Raw genomic sequence first — 17219 nt, forward strand, 5'->3', positions numbered from 1 at the left:
ACGCTGATGCGCGGTACCACCTAAATTAGTAGACATTATCAGTCTCATCTACTCACTCATTTAATTATGCAATTTTAATCCAACAAAACCCAATTTCAGTATGTGTAGGTGTTAGTTTTCATCTACCACTAACTTTCTGCTTGCTACCATTCACAACTTACTACATTTTGTTTTTTATAAAAAAACACCACACTAACGCATGCTGTAAGGACGCGTTACCGTGGTGCCACCTTAGTTAACAATTTCATTGCTCACTTTAAATGCTATTATATTATCCTCACGTTTAAAAGCCCAATTCACAATATATGTTGTGCTAATTTTCATCTGCCATTAGCTTTCTACTTGCTACAAATCATATACGCTACTTTATCTTTCAAACGACAACTATCGTTGCAAAATGAATTAACTAGAATAATACAAGTATCATTTAATTTTGTCAACTCTTATTTTAAATTTCTTCAATTTATTTAAAGTTACTTAGTGACTAACCTTTTTAAATATATAGCCTTTGTTTTAGTTAAATCGTTTCGAACCAAAAGTGTTTTAAAATCGTGTCCTTATATGTTATTTCTGTTTATGAAATAGAAATTGAAACACGTATTGCGAATTAACTTCACCTACTATACAATGTTACTATTCTGAAAATTTTGATAGAGGTGGTCAGCAAAATGAAACAAATACTTTTTGTAGGTTTAGGCTTAATTGGTGGTAGTCTGGCCAGTAATTTAAGATATTATCACAATGACATTGAAATTACTGCATATGATGCAGATCGCTCTCAACTAGAAAAGGCTTTATCTATTGGAATTATTGATTATCAATCTAGTGATTATAAAGCCTGCGTAGAAAATGCAGATATTATTATTTATGCCACGCCTGTGCAACAAACAATCAAATATTTACAAGCACTACCAAACTATCAAACGAAGCCTAATGTCATCGTTACTGATACTGGCAGTACTAAATTGACAATTTTGCAATATGAGCAATATCTTTTAAATCACAATATCCACTTAATTGGTGGTCACCCAATGGCAGGTAGCCATAAATCCGGTGTGCTCAATGCAAAGAAACATTTATTTGAAAATGCTTTTTATGTTTTAGTTCACGATGAACCTGCAAATGATAAAGCTTTTGATGAAATACGTTTATTACTTAGTACAACAAATGCTAAATTTATTGCTACCAATCCAAAAGAACATGATTTTGTAACAGGCATTGTTAGTCATGTCCCTCATATCATTGCATCGAGTCTCGTGCATTTAAATGCAAACCATGCGTCTCACTCTTCACTTGTTAAGACACTTGCTGCTGGAGGTTTTAGAGATATTACAAGAATTGCAAGTGGCAGTCCAATTATGTGGCGTGATATTACCATTGAAAATAAAAATACCATCGTTGATATATTAAAAGAATGGAAGTCACAAATGGAAGATGTCATCACGCTCGTTGAAGAAAATAAACCGGAGGCGTTATATGACTTTTATAATGACGCAAAAGTATATAGAGATGAATTGCCACTTAAATCACAAGGTGCACTGTCTATAGAGTATGATCTTTATGTAGATATTCCTGACAAACCAGGTATGATCAGCCAAGTAACACACATCTTAAGTTTACATAATATTTCTATAAGCAACTTAAGAATATTAGAAGTTCGTGAAGATATTTATGGTGCATTAAGAATTAGCTTTAAAAATCCTGAAGACCGAAAAAAAGGTGCTGAAGCATTAAGCGACTTTGACACTTATATTGAATAGACTTTATCTTATCTTTATAATTTAATAACTTCATTGTGATTGTGTTAAGTAATTGCTAAATTTAATTTTTATTTGCACAAATGCAAAACTTGAAAAAACATTTAAGTCAGTTACTTATTTAGAAGCTGTTAAATATTAATTAGTTCAATGTCAAAATAAAAACGTTTTAGTATATGACCAAATATGAGCCTAGCGCAAGTTTTCTAATAAAACTTGCGCTAGGCTCATATCATTTAGTTCTTTTGTCGATTGCATTTGAATTAAAACTATCCAATATATCATATGCTGTGCTACATATTTAATTTATCAATTTCCCTTCTTCTTCTTGTATCATCTCTATAATTTCATTATCTTCATTCATAAGTGCAACTTTTGGACTATGATTTAATGCTTCTTCTGCTGTAACTTGTACATAAGACATGATAATAATAATATCATTTACTTGAACAAGCCTAGCAGCTGCACCATTTAGGCATATTTTTCCACTATTACGTTCCCCTTCAATCACATAGGTTTCTAATCTTTCTCCATTGTTATTATTCACAATTGCAACTTTCTCATTAGGTAATATATCTACCGCATCTAAAATATTGCGATCTATCGTGATACTCCCTACATAATTAAGATTAGCTTCTGTTACACGTGCACGATGTATTTTTCCATTCATCATAGTTTTTATCATTTGTTTTATACTCCTGTTCAAAAATTAATTTTACATTTTTAGTTGATTAACACTTTATTATTTATTACTATCATAAGCATATCTATTATAATTTTATTTTCTAAATAAACGGAGGTCAACTATAAATGAAAAAGATAGGTATTATTGGTCCTGGCGCTGTCGGTAGTTGTATCACAGTTCAACTTTTAACAACAGAACATAAAGTCTATTTAATTGGTAGACGTAATGCGTGCATTACCTATCAAGATCCTTCGAAAAATGTAAATATGACACTTAATGTTGTTACAGCATCGGACATTACCGAACCATTAGATATTATATTCATCGCTGTTAAAATCCCACACTTAGATGGATTATATAAACAAATTAACCATTTAACTCAAGATACTACTATTGTTATATTAGCTCAAAACGGATATGGACAACACTTTAAGCTCCCTTTCCAAAATATGTATCAAGCTGTAACTTATATTAGTGGTCAAAAGACTGATCAACACGTGATTCACTTTAGAGATGAGATACTTCACTTACAACAAGATGATAACACAGAGTCATTGAAAAAAACATTAGCTTCAAGTGGACTTTCACTTGTGTTACATAAAAACATTGAAGTGGAAATTTGGTATAAACTATTAGTTAATCTAGCAATCAATACAGTTACTGCGCTTGGAATACAGCCTGCTTCTATACTCAAACAACCTCATATTTATTCGCTATGTGTATCGCTATTAAAAGAGGGTTATATAATAGCTAAACACTCTGGTATTAATTTTTCTGAGGATGTTATTGATGAAATAATGACAATTTATCAAGGTTATCCAGATGATATGGGAACAAGCATGTATTATGATGTACTTGCAAATACTCCATTAGAAATCGATGGAATACAAGGTTTTCTATATCGACAAGCGCGAAAGTATAAATTAACGACACCGCACCTAGATACGATTTATGCTTTGTTATTATCTAGACATCATGTTTTTTCAAATAATTCATAGTAAGCATGTGCACCCTATTATTTTATACATGCTTCTTATGCTGATATTATATTTACAGTTTGGTGGGTGTGTGTTTATTTTAACCTTACGTAGTATAGACAAGACAATTCGTTAATGATGTTATAGATATATGATTTAAATTGTGTCGTTAAACGCTCACTCAATTTGATTTAATAATTATTTTTGGAACGAGCCACCCCATATAAGCTTATTTAAAATGATACCCGTTCCACATATTGATAATGAAGTTAATTTATAACTACTTTAAATCTTTAGTTTATCATTATTCCTTTTCACATTTTATGGCCTGCCATAAGCCCTAAACGCCCATGTTTTGTACCTGCGTCTGTATAAGAGATTGCTTTAGATACGATACCCTTACCAAATTTTTGATGTAACGCGTCAATCGTTTTGGCCAATTTTTCATTTCTTTTTCTTTCGTATTCATCTATAAATAAATTCAATTGTGTATTTCGCTCATCTATAAACTGTGTGAGTGAAATACTCACTGTTCTATATAGCATTGTTGAATCACATAATTTGTCAGCTAAAGATTCTACCACCTTGAAAATCGTACCTTCTAAATTAGTTGGATCCTCTAATGTGTATTGCTTATGCACCCCTCCATGATCACTATAACCAAATGAAAAATGTATCGTCTTAGCTAATTTATTTCTTGCTCTAACACGACTCGCTACATCCTCAATTAACTCCTGCATCACTACTTTAGCTTCCTCATAACGATAATCACGCATCAATATTTGACTTTTACAAATCGAGGGATTAACTACACTATACTTGTCTCTTATTCTACTTTGATCAATACCATTCGCATGTAAGTGTAAATCCACACCTACTGTACCAAAATCCCTTTTTAAATATTGATATGGATAATGCGCTAGATCTCCTATAGTAAAAATACCGCGTTTATTCATTTTTGCTTCTGTTTTTTTACTAATTCCCCAAAATTTACTCAATGGTGAAATAGGCCAAAGTTTGTGTGGCACATCTTGATATCTCCATTCAGCAATGAAACTATTAGTATGTTTTGCTTCTATATCCATTGCAACTTTACTCAATAACATATTTGAACCAATTCCTATTGAACAATGTATACCAGTTTCTTCTAGAATTTCATATTGTAGCTTTTTGCAAAAAGATTGAATTGTACTACTAAATCTGTGATAACTATTTGTTACATCCATAAAGAATTCATCAATGCTATATTGATGTAAGTCTTCCGGAGCGACATAGCGTAAAGCAATTTTAGAGATTGCTACTGAAACTTCCAAATATTTTCTCATGCTTGGATTGATAATATATATATCATTTCTATGAGGAATTTCGAATAATCTCGATCCTGTTTTAATACCTATAGCTTTTAGTGGACCCGTAGCAGCTAATACAACTGATCCCTGTCTCTTAGTATCTGCAACAACTGCTAACTTTTCTTTCATTGGATCTAGCCCTTTTTGTATACAAGAAACACTTGCAAAAAAACTTTTCTGATCAATACACAATATATCTCTTTCCTCTAGCAGATTGTAATCATAAAATTCATACATATGACATTCCTCCCCTAATCACTTATATTATACAAGAACAAACGTTCTATTTCAACTTAAATAAGAACGTTTGTTCTTATTGTTATTTTTATAATTTTGTGAATTTTCATGCTATAATATATATAAAAATAGATTAAGGTGGGATTTAAATGCCAATAGTAAATGTAAAATTGTTAGAAGGTCGCTCTGATGAACAACTAAAAAATTTAGTCACAGAAGTTACTAATGCAGTAGAGAAAACAACAGGCGCAAACAAAGAAGCTATACAAGTTGTAATAGAAGAAATGAAAACTTCTCATTATGGCGTTGCAGGAATTAGAAAATCAGATCAACAATAATTTACATAAGAACATAAACATCAATATCTATTGCATCATATAGATATTGATGTTTTTTTACTTTTGCCAAATCTAACTATACATGAATGGTATGCTTAGAGAAACGTATCATGTGTAGGCATATAAAATTGTTTCAACTACATCATTAAAGCAATTGGGTAATTTGCTGACACCCGAGGAAACTAATATGCAAAAGAGGCTATAGGCACGAATCATATTCCTAGGCAAACTGCACAATCAAAATCGCAACATTCAAAATAAATAAGGACTAATCCATTGGCATACGGATTAGTCCTTATAGCGTGAAATTTGTATTCCATTCTCATTTAAATGAATTCACTAAACTCGTTATTCATTCAAAAATTTCTGTACTTCCTTTTTATTTTTGGCTTTATCGATTTCTAACGCACTACCATCCATTGGTGATTGGATATCTTGATAAGTGTTTTGTATAGGTAAAGTAATAGAATCTACCTTTTTATCACCACGTATTCCAAAATTCAAACCAGTTTGAATGAGTGCAGAATCTGGCATATTTGTATTTAAATAACCTCTCAAAATACCCGCAACTCGAGGTAATTTAGGTAGCGTATCCAAACTCGCTAATTCTTGTTTAAGTGATTGCATAACTTGTTGCTGACGTCTTACACGACCGAAATCGCCTTCTTCATCATGTCTAAATCTAGCATACCCTAATAATTCTTTACCATTTAATCGATGATGACCTTTCTTCAGTGACACACCTATATTTTTAGACATATCTTTTTCAACATCAATTGGAACACCATTAGGTTCCAATTCATCAATCATTTTTTCAAAACCAGTAAAATCAAGAATTGCATAATACTCAGGGTCTATACCTAAATTTTTCTTTAATGTTTGTCTCAATAGTTCAGGTCCACCGATAGAATAAGCAGAATTAATTTTATGTTGACCATTACCCGGTATATCTGCATAAATATCTCGCATGACAGACATCATCTTCATTTTTTTATGAATATAATCATACTGTGCAATCATAATCGAGTCGGTTCTAGAAATACCACCTTGCTCTTTATCTGCACCTAAAACCATAATTGTGATTTTTCCATCATTTTTTTTAGCACCGTTAAATTTGTGTTGCTTGAGCGTTTTGCCCTGATCTTTTGCGTATTCAATACCTGATTTATAACCATGCACAGAATAGCCAACAATAATGGCTAAAATAATTACAATAATTAAAATTACAATTGGAAATTTTTTTAATTTTTTCTTTTTTGTCCTACGCATCGTCGGTTGTTCTTCTGTGTTTGTGCTTTCTTTACTTCTGTGTTTATGTTCATTCATATGTAATCAACCTTATATCTTCAAAATTGCACTGCTATGTACTATAATTAACATATATTAAAGTTATATAAAAACTGAATAAAAATCAAGTAATATCTTAATATATGGTACTAAGGTCTAATATGGAAAGGATGTTAAACATGAATATAAATAAAGCATACTTCGCTGGAGGTTGCTTTTGGTGTATGGTCAAGCCTTTCGACACATTTGAAGGGATTGAGAAAGTGACTTCTGGTTACATGGGAGGTCATAAAGATAATCCGTCGTATGAAGAAGTTAAGACGGGTGACACCGGGCATTATGAAACAGTTGAAATAGAGTATGATGTCGCTCTATTTTCATACAATAAATTATTAGAAATATTCTTTTCTGTAATAGATCCAACTGATGAAGGAGGACAATTCCAAGATAGAGGATCACAATATAAAACAGCAATTTTTTATACAAACGAAGACCAAAAAGCAGTAGCTGAAGATTATGTAGCACAATTAAAACAAACCATAGACAAAGAAAAAGCTATTGCTACAAAAATATTACCCGCTTCTACATTTTATGAGGCTGAAGCAGAACACCAAGATTTTTATAAGAAAAACCCCGAACGATATGCTCAAGAACAACAAGAACGTCAAAAATATAAGTAAACAAAAAAACCGGTGCTTTTGCATCCGGTTTTTATTTATTACTCGCACTTTAACATAAATTACTGCCGCTTCATTTCTAAAGGAATTTTATTCTTTTTCTCAACCTTTTTACCATTATATAAATCCATTATCGTTTTAACACTTTCTTCACCCATCAAATTAGGTTGTTGCGCCACTGTAGCAAATAACTTACCTTTTTCAACAGATTTAATCGCATCTTCATTACCATCGAAACCAACGACTTTAATGTCTTTATTTCCTATCGCTTCTACAGCACCTAATGCCATTTCATCATTTTGAGCAAAAATAGCTTGTATATCAGGATGAGCTTGAATAATATTTTGTGTCACATTTAGACCTTCTGTTCTATTAAACTTAGCACTTTGTTTGGAAACTACATCAAGTGATTGATCTGCGACGTTATGGAAACCTTTACCACGTTCACGTGTAGCACTGGCACCTGGGACACCTTCAAGTTCAGCTACTTTCGCATCTTTACCTAATTCATCAACAATGAGCTTACCTCCCATCTCACCGCCTTTGATATTATCCGATGCTATAAATGAAGCAACATCCCCTTTAGCTACATCTCTATCTAATGTAATGACTGGTATTGCCTCATCATTTGCGATTTGAATACTACCTGATATCGCATCAGAGTCTGTCGGGTTTACAATCAAGTAATCTACTTTTTGTTGAATTAAGTCATCAATATCATTAGCTTGTTTCGCTGCATCATCTTGAGCATCTGCAAACTTAACTTTGACGCCTTGTTTCTTTGCTTCTTTTTCAATACCATCTTTAATTTTCACAAAGAAAGGGTTATTTAATGTAGAAATACTCACACCAATAACAACCTCAGATTTTTTCTTATCTACTTTACCATTGTCATTTTTTTCTATAGGTGATTCTAGTGAACAACCTGTTAAAAATAATAATATAGCTATTACAGTTATAAAAAGCTTTTTCAATACCAACACCCCCTGTTATTTGTTTTTTCTATCTATAAGTACTGCAATGATAATCACGACACCTTTAACCACTTGTTGGTAAAATGAAGATACACCTAATAAATTTAAGCCATTGTTCAAAACACCGATAATTAACACACCAATCAACGTCCCAACTATACGTCCTTTACCACCTGTAAGCGAAGTACCGCCAAGAACTACTGCTGCAATAGCATCTAATTCATAGGACATCCCTGCAGTTGGTTGTGCCGAATTTAAACGTGAAGTTAAAATTGATCCTGCCATAGCTGACATTAAGCCGGCTAAACTATAAATCATTATTTTAATTTTATTGACCTTAATCCCTGAAATAAATGCCGCTTTTTCATTACCACCCATAGCATAAGTCTGTCTACCAAATACAGTTTTATGCAGTAGGATATATAATATGATAAATGTAATAAACATCGTGACAGCTGGTACTGGAATACCTAAAAAGTAGCCTCTACCAAATAATTGAAATGCATAACTACCATTTAAATTTGTAATAGGATTTCCATCTGTAATAACAAGTGTTAACCCTCTAAATACGGTCATTGTAGCTAATGTCGCAATGAAAGGCGCCATTTTACCTATCGTGATGAGCAAGCCATTTATAGCACCCAAAACCGCCCCAAATATGCAACCTATAAATAAAGCTACAATAGAATCCATACCAGAAACCATTAAAATCGCAACAAATGCACTAGATAAGGCAAGTGTTGATCCTACTGATAAATCAATACCTCCAGTTAATATTACGAAAGTCATGCCAAATGCAATTAATCCATTAATTGAAACCTGTCTTAATAAATTAAATAAATTAGAAGGCTCTAAAAAAGCACTATTTAATACACTAATAATAACAACTAATAATATTAAACCAATAAAAGGTATAATTTTTTCTAAATACGAATAAGAAAATGATAATTTAGACTGCTTCATTTAATTTTCCTCCTGTAGCTAAAGTCATAATACGCGCTTCCGTGATAGCTGAATCTTCTAATATGCCTGCAATGGAACCTTCATGTACAACTGCGACTCTATCACTCATGCCTATAATTTCTGGTAATTCTGATGAAATCATAATAATAGACATACCTCGGTCCGTTAATTCATGCATCAATTGATATATTTCTCGTTTAGCACCTACATCGATGCCACGTGTTGGTTCATCTAATATTAATACATGTGGTGCAGTCGCAATCCATTTAGCCAAAACAACTTTTTGTTGATTACCACCAGATAAAGTGCCACATATATCTCCTATTTTGCCTTTAATATTTAAACGCTGAATCATCTGTTCTGAATATTGTTCCATAGCATGTTGTGTTAAAAATCCAGAGCTTGAAAAGCTTTTTAAAGCTGGTAAAGTAATATTTTCTAAAATTGAATCTTGTAAAACTAACCCTTCTTCTTTTCTATTTTCTGTAATAAAAGCTAAACCTTGTGAAATAGATTGATTAGGATTTTGAATTTGTAATTGTTGATTATTTAGTTTTACCGTTTTATTCCCTTTATCTAATCCAAAGAGTACTCTCATAATTTCTGAACGACCCGCACCCATCAAACCACTAAAGCCAAGTATTTCTCCTTTATGTAAATCAAAATGTATATCCTTTAAATGATGTTCATCTGAGTCTAAATTTTCAACAGTAAGCACAACATCTTCTTGATGATATTGTCTAACAGGGTATTGATTATCTAAATCTCTACCAATCATAGATTTTACTATTTCAGCATGTGTCGTATTTTGTGTTTCCTTAGTTAAAATCGAACGACCATCTCTCATAACTGTAATACGATCTGAAATTGTAAAAATTTCTTCCATTCTATGAGAAATATATACAAAAGAAACGCCATCTTTTTTTAAATTTTTAATTTGTTCAAATAATGTATCTATTTCATTATTTGTTAAGGCTGCAGTAGGTTCGTCCATGATAATGATTTTTGATTTTTCCATTAATGCTTTACTGATTTCAAGCATCTGTTGCATACCAACGGATAAAGTGCCTGCCATACGATTTAAATCGATTTCAATATTTAGCTTTTTAAAAATGGACAAAGCACGTTGTTTCATTTTTTTATTATCAACAATGCCAAAAAATTTTGTTTCTTCTTTTCCTAAAAACAAATTTTCAAGTACTGTAAGATTAGGCCAAATATTTAACTCTTGCTGAATAAACGACACACCATTTTGTTCAGCATCTATTGTATTTTTAAAGTGTATCGGCTGACCATTTTCTAAAACATTACCACTATCCGCATTATATACGCCAGTTAATATTTTCATAAGCGTACTCTTACCAGCTCCATTTTCACCCATTAACGCATGTACTTCTGCATCATTGATTTCAAAATCAACACCTCTTAAAACATCGTTTTGACCAAATGACTTATATATTTGATTCATTGTTATCATATTTTTCACCCCTTAAAATAAAACACCACTAGATAAAATTACATTAGCGTAAGGTGTCGCTTCACCTGTTCTTATAATTGCTTTAGCTTCCTTACTATACATTTTTAAAGTTTCATGAGATTCCGTGACCATATCAATATTTTCAGCTAATAATTTCACATATAACTCACTATTTTGTTTTATCATTTCATTTGCAATAGTAAGCTGTTCAATTGCCATATGTTCTTTAACTACATTAAATACTTCTTCAAATGATGGATGTCCAAAAGTTAATGCTAAATCTATTTTTTTAACACCATCTGGTACCGGCAGTCCACAATCAGCTATGATAATTGTATCTGTATGACCTAAATCACTAAGCACTTTAGAAATTTCGCTATTTAAAATACCAGTTTTATACATTTAAATCCCCTCTCGTTAAATCTTATTTTATGTAACCCGTTACACATTACTACTTAAATCTAATACTATTTCTGCGTTTAATTGATAACTTTAACCTATTATCTTGTTGTTCAATTATAGAATTTTTATTTAACTTTAATAAAATTGATACCGCTTGCTGCCCTAAAAAATATGCGGACTGATCAATAGTTGCAATTTGAGGAAACGTCATTGCAGAAAAAGGTATATTATCATAGCCCACAATTTGAATATCCTCGGGAACTTTCAATTGAAATTGTTGAACAAGGCCCATCGTTTCAATTGCCAGTACATCATTGCTGCATATAATACTATCAATCTGTAAATCTTTAATTAATGAAATAAATGCACTTTTATTATTTAATGTTTCTGCTGAGCAATCATAATAGCTCACATTATAGTTATTCAATTCTTGTTTAATACCATCTGTCCTTAATTTAAATGCCCGTATATTCAAATCTAAATGGAGGATCAAAATATTTTTTGGTTTACCTTCTAACACAAGTCGAGCTTGTAATTGTCCGCCTTCAAAATGATTCATAGAAATACCATTACCTTCATTTTCAACACGATCTACAAATACATAATGAATACCTTGTGAAACTAATAGCTTTTCAATTTGATCATCAGCAAATGCTGTTGCAATAACACCTACACAATTATAAGCATTGAAAGTGAATAAATACTCTTTCGCCTTATCAACATCGTTGTCACTATTTCCAATTAAAACTTGAAAACCGTGCGCAAGCGCTATATCTTCAACACCTCTTGCTATAAGTGTAAAAAAAGGATTACTGATATCTGGTAATAATAAGCCAATCATTTTTGACTTACGTTTATATAATGTACGTGCTGCTTCATTAGGTTGATAGTTAAGCTCATGAATCGCACGTTCAATTTGTATTTTTGTTTGAGCTTTGACATATCCATTATTATTTATCACTCTAGATACCGTTGCTACTGAACAACCAGCTAACTTAGCTACTTCTTTAATTGTAACTATAAAAATCACCTCTATTTTTGTAACCGTTTTCATATTATCATAATCATTTACATTTTGATAGTTTATTTGAAAATTTAATTATTGTAATATTTAATATCCTATATTTTTTTAATTTATTTATATAACACGAAAACGATAATTTATAGTAATCAAATCAGCAGTATAAATAATTTTTTATTTTATGATCAAAAAATTGACGTTAACTTTTCTATTAAATAATTATATAAACAGTTGAAATCAGTTATATTAAATTCGTACTTATACAAATTTTTATTTAGCGCTTACCTCATTATGCTTTTAAAATATATTTCTGTCATATCGTAAAATTCAAAAAAAAAAAGACTCATCCAGTAGTTCTGATAAGCCCTTTATGCTGATAATAAAATTTTTATTTTCTCACATTATAAATTTATTTTATAGTAGACACTTGATCTATATTCTCTATTGCCTTCACCTTTTTATTTGAATCAAAATATACTTTAACAGAGAAATGATTGGATGGATTATCATCGTATATCATCGTACCATTGTGATTATTGTGTACTCTATAACCATGTACTTGCGAAAATGATTCAATAGTAACATTATCAGGTACAACAAAAATTCGTTGAACTTTATTATTTTTGAATAAAAATGCCATGTCACCATATTTATGTGCTTTCATATTAGCAATTTGAATTGTTTTTTCACTATCACCAAAGTATGTTTCAACTTTGTGTTTGTCCATGCCTTTAGAAATGTGCATATAATGATTTCTTACATCACTATTCATAAAATTTTCACTGAATTGTTGTGACAAAACATTGATCTTAGGCAATTTATACTTGGTCTTTTTCTCCTGTTTAAATTTTTCGTTTTGAGCAGATTGATTTGAACCTTTGTAATTTGTATGTATGTTATCATATAACGATTTAATTGAGAGTGTTAACGCAACTAAAAGCATCACGATTACCAAACTAATTATAACTTTTTTCATTTCCCCACCCCATTGTTCACTCTGCAAACATTAATATTTACATATTACTACATTATATTGAAATTTTAAATGTATATTAATAATATAACAAATGAAAATAATTCAAAAAGCTAATGTTACTACAGTGTAAAAGCACAATTATATTTCAAAAAGAAACCAACTATATAAAATGTTAATTTTTATTCAAATAAGATGATATCATGATGTTGAAAGCGTTTTCTAATGATGATATATTATAAATACACCTTGAACAAAGGGTAACTAGAAATTCATAAATATAGTTAGAGTCAAAATGATATTTAGAAAGTATATCGTTAGTTTATTAAAAAGTAGTTAATAACTTCTCCGGCGTTAACTACAAAAACCATTAAAAACTATAACTCCAAAAAACAACCAACAATCATTAACGGGATTGTTGGTTGTTTTGTTTTATTATTTTTTTCTAATTACACGCATGACTTTTGTCATACTTACCCATAATGAGTTATCTTTACGATACACTAAGAACCTTGGCTGCCAATTGGGATTAAACTTTTCTTTATAACGTCTTAATCCTTGAAATCTATATAATCCATTGAAATGCTCAAATACTCTACCTGCAAGTCTTTCTCTATAAAAAGAAAAAGGTACTTTACCCACATTGGACAGTGTAGCCATGCCCATATTAAAGTATTGATAATCATTTGCCTTAGCCCATAACAGCATATGAAGATATAAACTATCCATCAGAGGTAAGGAGGTATCCGATTTCCAACGTATTAAATCAATAGACACAGTTGAATTATCATTAACAGGCATAAATGTACAAAAACCAATTATAGCATTCTCTTTATCTTTAATAACTCCGATCGGCGCCTTCGATATATAATGTTCACTAAAATGTCCTACTGAAAATTGCATTTCTGTAGAGCCTGATAACCAATCATCGCTTATTTGTTTTAATTCATCAAAAACGTTTTTTGAAAAAGGAGGTTCCAATACCTCAAAAGTACACCCCAAATCATCTAACTTATTTAAAGTAGCACGTAAACCACGCTTCTTTTTACCTGAAGTAGTGAAAGTTGATAAATCAATAATGGCTTCTTCGCCTAATTTAAAAAACTGATTTCCAAAATCATGATAAATTGACATATATTTATCAGTGACTTGATAGAAAATAATGTCGTAACCTAAATATTGAGCTTCATTATAAAATCTTTCGAGCAACTCATGGAACGAAGCACTATTTCCAATGGGGTCACCTAAAACAATATATGCATTCCCCTTATAACGATACATCACAAATGCGTCTTGTTGTTCATTAAAGAAAAACTTCTTATCACCACTGTATATGAGATGACTTAAATAATTTCCCCCAAATTTCTGAATAATCGTTTCACATTGTTCTAGTTTTTGACCACTGCCTGCAGATTTGAATCTTGCTTCAAACCACCACACAACAATACTGACTATAATTGCTACTGTAATAATCGTGAACCAAAAATAATATCTTAAAAGAGACGTATCTACTTCTATATGATAAATATCTAAAGTATAAAATGTATTTTTTATAAACACATGATTAATGAATAACACAAGAGCCCCAATAATTACACTAGACAATAGTTTCGTATATCTAAACGGACGCTTTATGACACGTGCACTTCTATAAAATACAGCGAGCATTACAAACATAGTAATTAACCAACCTAAAAGTACCAAAGAAGGATAAGTATAAACAGTGACACTAAATATGATAATGATTGAACAAATTGCAAACAAAAGTGCTCTCTTAGATAAATGATATACACCTATCACATTTAATAATAGTAATAGACATGCACATGTATGAATAGAAGCGATAATATAATAAAACGCATGGTTATTACTATATAACCCATCATAAATTATTGTAATGTTATTAAAGAAAAATAAAGCACTCGTAAATAAAAGTAACAATGCAATGGAAAATGCTGGTATCCTAGTTAAGATATCTTTTTGATAAGATGCTAAAAGTGATGACATATCTTTCACAGGTATCATAATTTTAGAATCATCCAAATAACGTTTTGCCGTATTTCTAAATTCAAACGTTGAGAGAATAAGGGCAATTAAAACAGGAAATAAGTAATAAGCAAACCTGTAGAGCAATAAAGCTAAAACAATTTTTTCTTCTGGAATATTTAAACTTTTCAATCCTAGTAATAGTACCAAATCAAATGTACCAAATCCTCCAGGAATAAAACTGATTAACCCTGATAATGCACCAATGATAAATATTCCCATAAATACAGAGAAATGCACCTGTATACCAACAATTAATAATGCCATATATAATACTGCAGCAGCAATCATCCATTCAATACTAGAAACAATGGTGCAATAAATTCCAGTCAATTTACTTTCTTTATTTACTGGTTTCCAAATTGTAATAAAAATAAAAATAGGCAAAAACAACGCAACAACATACATTAACCATCTAACCCAAGGGAACGGACTAAATACATGTCTAACATCAAACACATGAAATACTACTAAAATAGAAAGCATACTTAAACCCGTCAACATGGAGATTAAAACAATAGAAATAGTATGCAGTAATGCTTTTTTATCTTCTGTAGTATCTTTATATAATAAAAATCTTACACTCGCTCCTATGAATCCTCCAAAGCCCAATACTGCGTTCAAAGCATTTACAATATATCCTATACGTACGGTTTTAACTAAAGATATCTTCAAGTGTAAAACTTTAGCTAAAATCACATCATACATTGATAATACCAGTATGGCTAGACCACCACTCAAAAAAAGCACAACCAACCATACACTATTAATATCTTTTATAGAATGAATCGTTTCTTTTAAATTTATATTTGCTAGTTCTTTATATAAAGTAAAAACAACAAATATAAATAATGAAAGCGCAAATAAAACTTTTGTTATCGTTAATAATTTATTTCCTAGCTTCTTTGACATGTGTTCACATCACTTTTCTATATTCATATAACATTTAAAATATAGCACAATTTTTATTTTTTATAAATAATTTTTATACGAGTTAAATATTACAATATTGTTAGACCACACACTCAGTTACAAAAAAATATACACATACTTTCATTTTATACGCACAACAATAAAAAGTATCTTAATATATCAATTCACTTAACAACGTGTCATTCCACTTCAGTTATGATAAGAGGCTGAGACAATTAATTTGTCCCAGCCTCTGTCGTACACTATTTATAATTTAACTTTTACGAATTTCTTCATCAGAAGTAATTTCATATTCTCCTGCATCATCACCATAATATTTGTTATAACGACGTTTGTACATTGTATATAAATGCGAAACTAGTACTTTCAATATTGCATAAGCAGGAATACCTAAAATGACACCGACAACACCTAATAAATTACCTGCACTTAATAAGATGAATATAATTGTAAGTGGGTGAATTTTCAATGTTTTACCCATGATATTTGGAGAAATAAAATGCCCTTCAATAAATTGAACAGCCGTCCAAACAATCACTAACTTCAACAACATAATCGGTGAAGTAATTAAAGCAATAATAATTGCTGGTGATATCGCAATCGTTGGACCAATATATGGAACAACACTAGTAACTGCAGCGATCGAAGCTAAAATTAAACTGTAGTCTAAACCGATGATACTATATCCGATAAATAATAATATACCAATACAAAACGATACAATAATTTGTCCTTGGATATAAGAACCAACTTGTAGACTCATTTTATCTAACAAATCATGAAAGTCTTTTCTAAATTTAGGGGGCATTAAGTTTGTTGAAAACTCTTTGAAGCGGTGCCCATCTTTTAACATAAAGAATAAAACAAATGGTGTTGTAGCAATTACCACACCAACATTCACTAATGCTTCAGCAAAATTTTTAACTTTAGAACCAAAACCATTAAAGTAATCAGACACCATTGAAGGTAATTTTTTAGCCAATGAATCTAATTGGTCTTGAATTTGACCATAAAAATTAGAAATTAAAGAGTATTTCGTTACACTATCTATAAATTTATTAACCTTATCTACATAGTACGGGAAGTTATTTCCAAAACTTTTAAACTGAGCACCAATTACAGG

The 17219-nt window shown here is 30.8% G+C and carries 15 protein-coding genes; 4 read left to right on the forward strand and 11 right to left on the reverse strand.

Features of this window, described 5'->3' with window-relative positions; genetic code table 11:
* Positions 1–668 precede the first annotated feature (668 nt).
* Positions 669–1760: a prephenate dehydrogenase gene (locus CD150_RS06480; RefSeq protein ID WP_046208321.1), complete on the forward strand. Its 1092-nt coding sequence runs from the start codon at positions 669–671 to the stop codon at positions 1758–1760.
* Between the two features lie 298 nt (positions 1761–2058).
* Here CD150_RS06480 and panD read toward each other — a convergent pair whose 3' ends face one another.
* The gene (panD, locus tag CD150_RS06485; RefSeq protein ID WP_046208322.1) at positions 2059–2442 is read right to left on the reverse strand and encodes an aspartate 1-decarboxylase; all 384 of its coding nucleotides are present in this window, start codon (positions 2440–2442) and stop codon (positions 2059–2061) included.
* A 125-nt stretch (positions 2443–2567) separates the two neighbouring features.
* Between panD and CD150_RS06490 the strand changes: the two genes are divergently transcribed.
* Positions 2568–3440 carry an oxidoreductase gene (locus CD150_RS06490; RefSeq protein WP_073342186.1) on the forward strand — a complete coding sequence of 291 codons (873 nt, stop codon included), beginning with the start codon at positions 2568–2570 and terminating at the stop codon, positions 3438–3440.
* 293 nt (positions 3441–3733) lie between these two features.
* Here CD150_RS06490 and CD150_RS06495 read toward each other — a convergent pair whose 3' ends face one another.
* A complete protein-coding gene (locus tag CD150_RS06495; protein WP_073342188.1) occupies positions 3734–5005 on the reverse strand; it encodes a Y-family DNA polymerase in 1272 nt (423 codons plus the stop codon).
* 149 nt (positions 5006–5154) lie between these two features.
* Between CD150_RS06495 and thmT the strand changes: the two genes are divergently transcribed.
* The gene (gene thmT, locus CD150_RS06500; RefSeq protein WP_046208325.1) at positions 5155–5343 is read left to right on the forward strand and encodes a 2-hydroxymuconate tautomerase; all 189 of its coding nucleotides are present in this window, start codon (positions 5155–5157) and stop codon (positions 5341–5343) included.
* 348 nt (positions 5344–5691) lie between these two features.
* Here the strand turns inward: thmT and CD150_RS06505 are convergent, their stop codons facing one another.
* Complete coding sequence (locus tag CD150_RS06505; RefSeq protein ID WP_103161440.1) at positions 5692–6669, reverse strand: LCP family protein; 978 nt, start codon at positions 6667–6669, stop codon at positions 5692–5694.
* A gap of 140 nt (positions 6670–6809) precedes the next feature.
* On the opposite strand from CD150_RS06505, the gene msrA reads away from it, so the two are divergent.
* On the forward strand, positions 6810–7310 hold the full coding sequence (gene msrA / locus CD150_RS06510) for a peptide-methionine (S)-S-oxide reductase MsrA (RefSeq protein ID WP_046208543.1): 501 nt from the start codon (positions 6810–6812) through the stop codon (positions 7308–7310).
* A 59-nt stretch (positions 7311–7369) separates the two neighbouring features.
* Here msrA and CD150_RS06515 read toward each other — a convergent pair whose 3' ends face one another.
* From CD150_RS06515 to CD150_RS06550, 8 genes are all read right to left on the reverse strand, one after another.
* A complete protein-coding gene (locus CD150_RS06515) occupies positions 7370–8281 on the reverse strand; it encodes a D-ribose ABC transporter substrate-binding protein (protein WP_073342192.1) in 912 nt (303 codons plus the stop codon).
* A 15-nt stretch (positions 8282–8296) separates the two neighbouring features.
* Entirely contained in the window at positions 8297–9244 is a 948-nt protein-coding gene (locus tag CD150_RS06520; protein WP_046208545.1) for an ABC transporter permease subunit, read from the reverse strand.
* Positions 9231–10721 carry a sugar ABC transporter ATP-binding protein gene (locus CD150_RS06525; RefSeq protein ID WP_073342193.1) on the reverse strand — a complete coding sequence of 497 codons (1491 nt, stop codon included), beginning with the start codon at positions 10719–10721 and terminating at the stop codon, positions 9231–9233. The genes CD150_RS06520 and CD150_RS06525 overlap by 14 nt, the downstream gene beginning before the upstream one ends.
* 12 nt (positions 10722–10733) lie before the next feature.
* A complete protein-coding gene (rbsD, locus tag CD150_RS06530; protein WP_070658492.1) occupies positions 10734–11123 on the reverse strand; it encodes a D-ribose pyranase in 390 nt (129 codons plus the stop codon).
* 49 nt (positions 11124–11172) lie between these two features.
* Positions 11173–12177 (reverse strand): LacI family DNA-binding transcriptional regulator, encoded by a 1005-nt coding sequence (locus CD150_RS06535; protein WP_073342195.1) that lies wholly within the window; start codon positions 12175–12177, stop codon positions 11173–11175.
* 376 nt (positions 12178–12553) lie between these two features.
* Positions 12554–13120 (reverse strand): hypothetical protein, encoded by a 567-nt coding sequence (locus CD150_RS06540; RefSeq protein ID WP_073342197.1) that lies wholly within the window; start codon positions 13118–13120, stop codon positions 12554–12556.
* Positions 13121–13552: 432 nt separating this feature from the next.
* Positions 13553–16075: a bifunctional lysylphosphatidylglycerol flippase/synthetase MprF gene (mprF, locus tag CD150_RS06545; protein ID WP_103161441.1), complete on the reverse strand. Its 2523-nt coding sequence runs from the start codon at positions 16073–16075 to the stop codon at positions 13553–13555.
* A 274-nt stretch (positions 16076–16349) separates the two neighbouring features.
* Positions 16350–17219 (reverse strand): AI-2E family transporter (locus CD150_RS06550; protein WP_103161442.1); only part of this gene is annotated, 870 nt, incomplete at its 5' end.

The organism is Staphylococcus ureilyticus, assembly GCF_002902235.1.
Classification (GTDB): domain Bacteria; phylum Bacillota; class Bacilli; order Staphylococcales; family Staphylococcaceae; genus Staphylococcus; species Staphylococcus ureilyticus.

Bases quoted from the DNA above. Each gene is read 5' to 3' on its own strand.
- CD150_RS06480 (WP_046208321.1), top strand. From the start codon at position 669: ATGAAACAAATACTTTTTGTAGGTTTAGGCTTAATTGGTGGTAGTCTG.
- thmT (WP_046208325.1), top strand. From the start codon at position 5,155: ATGCCAATAGTAAATGTAAAATTGTTAGAAGGTCGCTCTGATGAACAA.
- CD150_RS06525 (WP_073342193.1), bottom strand. From the start codon at position 10,721: ATGATAACAATGAATCAAATATATAAGTCATTTGGTCAAAACGATGTT.
- CD150_RS06540 (WP_073342197.1), bottom strand. From the start codon at position 13,120: ATGAAAAAAGTTATAATTAGTTTGGTAATCGTGATGCTTTTAGTTGCG.
- CD150_RS06490 (WP_073342186.1), top strand. From the start codon at position 2,568: ATGAAAAAGATAGGTATTATTGGTCCTGGCGCTGTCGGTAGTTGTATC.
- CD150_RS06520 (WP_046208545.1), bottom strand. From the start codon at position 9,244: ATGAAGCAGTCTAAATTATCATTTTCTTATTCGTATTTAGAAAAAATT.
- CD150_RS06505 (WP_103161440.1), bottom strand. From the start codon at position 6,669: ATGAATGAACATAAACACAGAAGTAAAGAAAGCACAAACACAGAAGAA.
- rbsD (WP_070658492.1), bottom strand. From the start codon at position 11,123: ATGTATAAAACTGGTATTTTAAATAGCGAAATTTCTAAAGTGCTTAGT.
- msrA (WP_046208543.1), top strand. From the start codon at position 6,810: ATGAATATAAATAAAGCATACTTCGCTGGAGGTTGCTTTTGGTGTATG.
- CD150_RS06495 (WP_073342188.1), bottom strand. From the start codon at position 5,005: ATGTATGAATTTTATGATTACAATCTGCTAGAGGAAAGAGATATATTG.
- panD (WP_046208322.1), bottom strand. From the start codon at position 2,442: ATGATAAAAACTATGATGAATGGAAAAATACATCGTGCACGTGTAACA.
- CD150_RS06535 (WP_073342195.1), bottom strand. From the start codon at position 12,177: ATGAAAACGGTTACAAAAATAGAGGTGATTTTTATAGTTACAATTAAA.
- mprF (WP_103161441.1), bottom strand. From the start codon at position 16,075: ATGTCAAAGAAGCTAGGAAATAAATTATTAACGATAACAAAAGTTTTA.